3 rRNA genes are annotated in these 5,609 nt (G+C 61.8%); all 3 read right to left on the bottom strand.

What is annotated here, in order from left to right:
- Positions 1-23: 23 nt before the first annotated feature.
- Positions 24-140: ribosomal RNA gene (rrf, locus tag LF262_RS16770) — 5S ribosomal RNA — on the bottom strand.
- A gap of 169 nt (positions 141-309) precedes the next feature.
- Positions 310-3,429: ribosomal RNA gene (locus LF262_RS16765) — 23S ribosomal RNA — on the bottom strand.
- A gap of 471 nt (positions 3,430-3,900) precedes the next feature.
- Positions 3,901-5,427, bottom strand: a 16S ribosomal RNA gene (locus LF262_RS16760).
- Together the 16S, 23S and 5S rRNA genes form the textbook arrangement of a ribosomal RNA operon.
- Positions 5,428-5,609: the final 182 nt, after the last annotated feature.

The following is a 5,609-nucleotide window of genomic DNA, read 5'->3' as shown; positions in this document are numbered from 1 at the left end:
GGGGGGCTCGACCTGGTGTGGTTGTCCGGCGGTGTCCTACTCTCCCACACCCTGGCGGGTGCAGTACCATCGGCGCTGTGGGTCTTAGCTTCCGGGTTCGGGATGGGTCCGGGCGTTTCCCCCACGCTGTGGCCGCCGTAACCTGTTCTCCGCGCGCCCCCTGGTGGGGGTGGGGAAGTCCTGTGGTCACGTGCTGTCGGTGACGTGTGTGTTCGGTTGTGGGTGGTTCCGGGGTTTGTTGTCCGGGGACCGTATGGTGGACGCGTGGCATGCCTGGCCTCTGCCACCGGCCCCCGGGTGGGGGTGGTGTGTGTTGAGGCTGTCGGCCTATTAGTACCGGTCGGCTTCGCAGGTCTTCAGTCCCTGCTTCCACGTCCGGCCTATCAACCCAGTGGTCTGCTGGGGGCCTCTCGCCCGTAATGGGCGTGGAGATCTCATCTTGAAGCGGGCTTCCCGCTTAGATGCCTTCAGCGGTTATCCCATCCGAACGTAGCCAACCAGCCGTGCACCTGGCGGTACAACTGGCACACCAGAGGTTCGTCCGTCCCGGTCCTCTCGTACTGGGGACAGCCCTTCGCAGATCTCCTGCGCGCGCAGCGGATAGGGACCGAACTGTCTCACGACGTTCTAAACCCAGCTCGCGTACCGCTTTAATGGGCGAACAGCCCAACCCTTGGGACCTACTCCAGCCCCAGGATGCGACGAGCCGACATCGAGGTGCCAAACCATGCCGTCGATATGGACTCTTGGGCAAGATCAGCCTGTTATCCCCGAGGTACCTTTTATCCGTTGAGCGACGGCCCTTCCACGAGGTGCCGCCGGATCACTAGTCCCGACTTTCGTCCCTGCTCGACATGCCTGTCTCACAGTCAAGCCCCCTTGTGCACTTGCACTCGCCACCTGGTTGCCGACCAGGCTGAGGGGACCTTTGGGCGCCTCCGTTACCCTTTGGGAGGCAACCGCCCCAGTTAAACTACCCGTCAGGCACTGTCCCTGGCCCGGATCACGGGCCGAGGTTCAGGTGTCCAAAGCGACCAGAGTGGTATTTCAACGGCGACTCCGCGGGCACTGGCGTGCCCGCCTCGCAGTCTCCCACCTATCCTACACAAGCCGCTCCGAACACCAATACCAAACTGTAGTGAAGGTCTCGGGGTCTTTCCGTCCTGCTGCGCGTAACGAGCATCTTTACTCGTAGTGCAATTTCGCCGAGTTCACGGTCGAGACAGCGGGGAAGTCGTTACTCCATTCGTGCAGGTCGGAACTTACCCGACAAGGAATTTCGCTACCTTAGGATGGTTATAGTTACCACCGCCGTTTACTGGGGCTTGAATTCTCCGCTTCGCCTTGCGGCTGACGGGTCCTCTTGACCTTCCAGCACCGGGCAGGAGTCAGTCCGTATACATCGTCTTGCGACTTCGCACGGACCTGTGTTTTTAGTAAACAGTCGCTTCCCCCTGGTCTCTGCGACCCTTCCCCCCTCCCAGGCGCGTGGCCTGGCCAGGGTCCGGGTCCCCCTTCTCCCGAAGTTACGGGGGCATTTTGCCGAGTTCCTTGACCGTGATTCTCTCGATCGCCTCGGTATTCTCTACCTGATCACCTGTGTCGGTTTGGGGTACGGGCGGCTGGGACCTCGCGTCGATGCTTTTCTCGGCAGCATAGGATCACCCGATCCCCCCGCGAGGGGGTCCCGTCGGACCTCAGGCCTGATGCGCGGCGGATTTGCCGACCGCGCGCCCTACATCCTTGGACCAGGTCTACCATCGCCTGGCCGGGCTGCCTTCCTGCGTCACACCTGTTAGCACGCTTGCCTCGCAGCTCTGGTCCCCGCGCTCCCCCCACGGTCCAGGACCGAAGTCCTGGGATGCGGGGTTCGGGCGGTCAGCATCGGCTGTCCGGCATGGGCGGTCCTTCGCCGGTACGGGAATATCGACCCGTTGTCCATCGACTACGCCTGTCGGCCTCGCCTTAGGTCCCGACTTACCCAGGGCAGATGAGCTTGACCCTGGAACCCTTGATCATCCGGCGGACGGGTTTCCCACCCGTCTTTCGCTACTCATGCCTGCATTCTCACTCGTGCGGCCTCCACCCCTCGGTCACCCGGGGGCTTCACTGCCCGCACGACGCTCCCCTACCCAGCCCCACCCCTGAGCCCCGGAGGGCTAGGGTCCCGTGGGACTGCCACGGCTTCGGCGGTGTGCTTGAGCCCCGCTACATTGTCGGCGCGGAATCACTTGACCAGTGAGCTATTACGCACTCTTTCAAGGGTGGCTGCTTCTAAGCCAACCTCCTGGTTGTCTTCGCGACTCCACATCCTTTCCCACTTAGCACACGCTTGGGGGCCTTAGCCGGTGGTCCGGGCTGTTTCCCTCTCGACTACGAAGCTTATCCCCCGCAGTCTCACTGCTGCGCTCCCACTTGCCGGCATTCGGAGTTTGGCTGACGTCAGTAACCCTGTGGGGCCCATCGGCCATCCAGTAGCTCTACCTCCGGCAAGAAACACGCAACGCTGCACCTAAATGCATTTCGGGGAGAACCAGCTATCACGGAGTTTGATTGGCCTTTCACCCCTACCCACAGCTCATCCCCTCCATTTTCAACTGAAGTGGGTTCGGTCCTCCACGACGTCTTACCGTCGCTTCAACCTGGCCATGGGTAGATCACTCCGCTTCGGGTCCAGACCACGCCACTGAACGCCCTGTTCAGACTCGCTTTCGCTACGGCTCCCCCACACGGGTTAACCTCGCGACGTGGCACTGACTCGCAGGCTCATTCTTCAAAAGGCACGCCATCACAGGAACACGCCTGCTCTGACGGTTTGTAGGCACACGGTTTCAGGCACTCTTTCACTCCCCTCCCGGGGTGCTTTTCACCTTTCCCTCACGGTACTTGTCCGCTATCGGTCATCGGGTAGTATTCAGGCTTATCAGGTGGTCCTGACGGATTCACACGGGATTCCTCGGGCCCCGTGCTACTTGGGCACACCCGCAAGGGCGGCGGACAAGCGTTCCGGCTACGGGACTCACACCCTCTCCGGCCGGCCGTTCAAGGCCGTTCGCCTACACTCCCGCACACACCCCCGGCCGCCGGCAGACAGCCGAAGCAAGGCCCCACAACCCCCTGCGCGCAACCCCTGCCGGGTATCACACGCGCACGGTTTGGCCCCATCCGCGTTCGCTCGCCACTACTGACGGAATCACTGTTGTTTTCTCTTCCTGCGGGTACTGAGATGTTTCACTTCCCCGCGTTCCCCCCACACCGCCTATGCGTTCAACGGCGGGTCACCGCATCAAGTGCGGCGGGGTTCCCCCATTCGGACACCCTGGGATCACAGTCCGGTTATCGACTCCCCCAGGCTTATCGCAGATTCCCACGTCCTTCATCGGCTCCCGATGCCAAGGCATCCACCGTGCGCCCTTGGAAACTTCAACACAACAAAGACCAAGGACACACAAGAAAAATCTTGCTGTCCCACAACTCGAAAAACGAGATTGCTAGATGCTCGCGTCCACTATACAGTTCTCAAACAACAACCCCCACAGCCCCCACAGCACCGGCCGGAGGCCGGCACCCGGGAGCAGGCGGGCACCACGCACCCCCCACCCCCCGCGCAAACGCGGGGCAAGGGGGGCGCGGGGACAAGCGTGTTGCCCCAGGACCCAACAGTGTGCCAAGGACCCCACCCCCATCCGAGGGCGCCCCGCACGGTCCGGCCCCGGCCCCCCAGGGGGGCCGCAGCGTACTGGCGAAGGGCGCCGCGCACGGGGCACGGGCCACGAGTCCTGCCGATGTTCCACCCACGAGCACCCGCCGGGAGACAACCGCTCCCGCAGCGGGCATTCACCTTCCACGCCACGCCCCCGGCCACGCGGCCGGGGCCCCAGCATGCGAGGGGCTCCTTAGAAAGGAGGTGATCCAGCCGCACCTTCCGGTACGGCTACCTTGTTACGACTTAGTCCCAATCGCCAGTCCCACCTTCGACGGCTCCCCCCCACGAGGGGTTGGGCCACCGGCTTCGGGTGTTACCGACTTTCGTGACTTGACGGGCGGTGTGTACAAGGCCCGGGAACGTATTCACCGCAGCGTTGCTGATCTGCGATTACTAGCGACTCCGACTTCATGGGGTCGAGTTGCAGACCCCAATCCGAACTGAGACCGGCTTTCTGGGATTGGCTCCACCTCACAGCATCGCAACCCTTTGTACCGGCCATTGTAGCATGCGTGAAGCCCAAGGCATAAGGGGCATGATGATTTGACGTCGTCCCCACCTTCCTCCGAGTTGACCCCGGCAGTCTCCCATGAGTCCCCGCCATCACGCGCTGGCAACATGGGACGAGGGTTGCGCTCGTTGCGGGACTTAACCCAACATCTCACGACACGAGCTGACGACAACCATGCACCACCTGTGAACCGGCCCCGAGGGGAAGCCCCATCTCTGGGACAGTCCGGCACATGTCAAGCCTTGGTAAGGTTCTTCGCGTTGCATCGAATTAATCCGCATGCTCCGCCGCTTGTGCGGGCCCCCGTCAATTCCTTTGAGTTTTAGCCTTGCGGCCGTACTCCCCAGGCGGGGCACTTAATGCGTTAGCTGCGGCGCGGAAGCCGTGGAATGGCCCCCACACCTAGTGCCCAACGTTTACGGCATGGACTACCAGGGTATCTAATCCTGTTCGCTCCCCATGCTTTCGCTCCTCAGCGTCAGTTACAGCCCAGAGACCTGCCTTCGCCATCGGTGTTCCTCCTGATATCTGCGCATTTCACCGCTACACCAGGAATTCCAGTCTCCCCTACTGCACTCCAGCCTGCCCGTACCCACTGCAGACCCGGGGTTGAGCCCCGGGCTTTCACAGCAGACGCGACAAACCGCCTACGAGCTCTTTACGCCCAATAATTCCGGATAACGCTCGCGCCCTACGTATTACCGCGGCTGCTGGCACGTAGTTAGCCGGCGCTTCTTCTGCAGGTACCCTCACCCGAAGGCTTGTCCCCTGCTGAAAGGGGTTTACAACCCGAAGGCCGTCATCCCCCACGCGGCGTCGCTGCATCAGGCTTGCGCCCATTGTGCAATATTCCCCACTGCTGCCTCCCGTAGGAGTCTGGGCCGTGTCTCAGTCCCAGTGTGGCCGGTCACCCTCTCAGGCCGGCTACCCGTCGTCGCCTTGGCAGGCCATCACCCCACCAACAAGCTGATAGGCCGCGAGCCCATCCAAGACCGCACAAGGCTTTCCACCCCCCACCATGCGATGAGGAGTCCTATCCGGTATTAGACCCAGTTTCCCAGGCTTATCCCAGAGTCAAGGGCAGGTTGCTCACGTGTTACTCACCCGTTCGCCACTAGAACACCCAGCAAGCTGGGCATCCCCGTTCGACTTGCATGTGTTAAGCACGCCGCCAGCGTTCATCCTGAGCCAGGATCAAACTCTCCGTCAAAAAACACGCCAACCCCCCACGCCCCCAGAAAAAAGAACACGGAAGGGCCAGCAGAAAACGACCCGGCATCAACACCCAGCCCCCATGCACGGGGGTGCACAGGAAACCAGGCAAAAAGACACCACAAAAATGGCATCAACAAAACTTGGCACACTATTGAGTTCTCAAACAACACGCCACAC

This window comes from Sinomonas notoginsengisoli, from assembly GCF_021554725.1.
GTDB lineage: Bacteria > Actinomycetota > Actinomycetes > Actinomycetales > Micrococcaceae > Sinomonas > Sinomonas notoginsengisoli.
The sequence above is the reverse complement of the archived record's forward strand: the minus strand, read 5'-3'. Positions and strand labels throughout refer to the sequence as shown.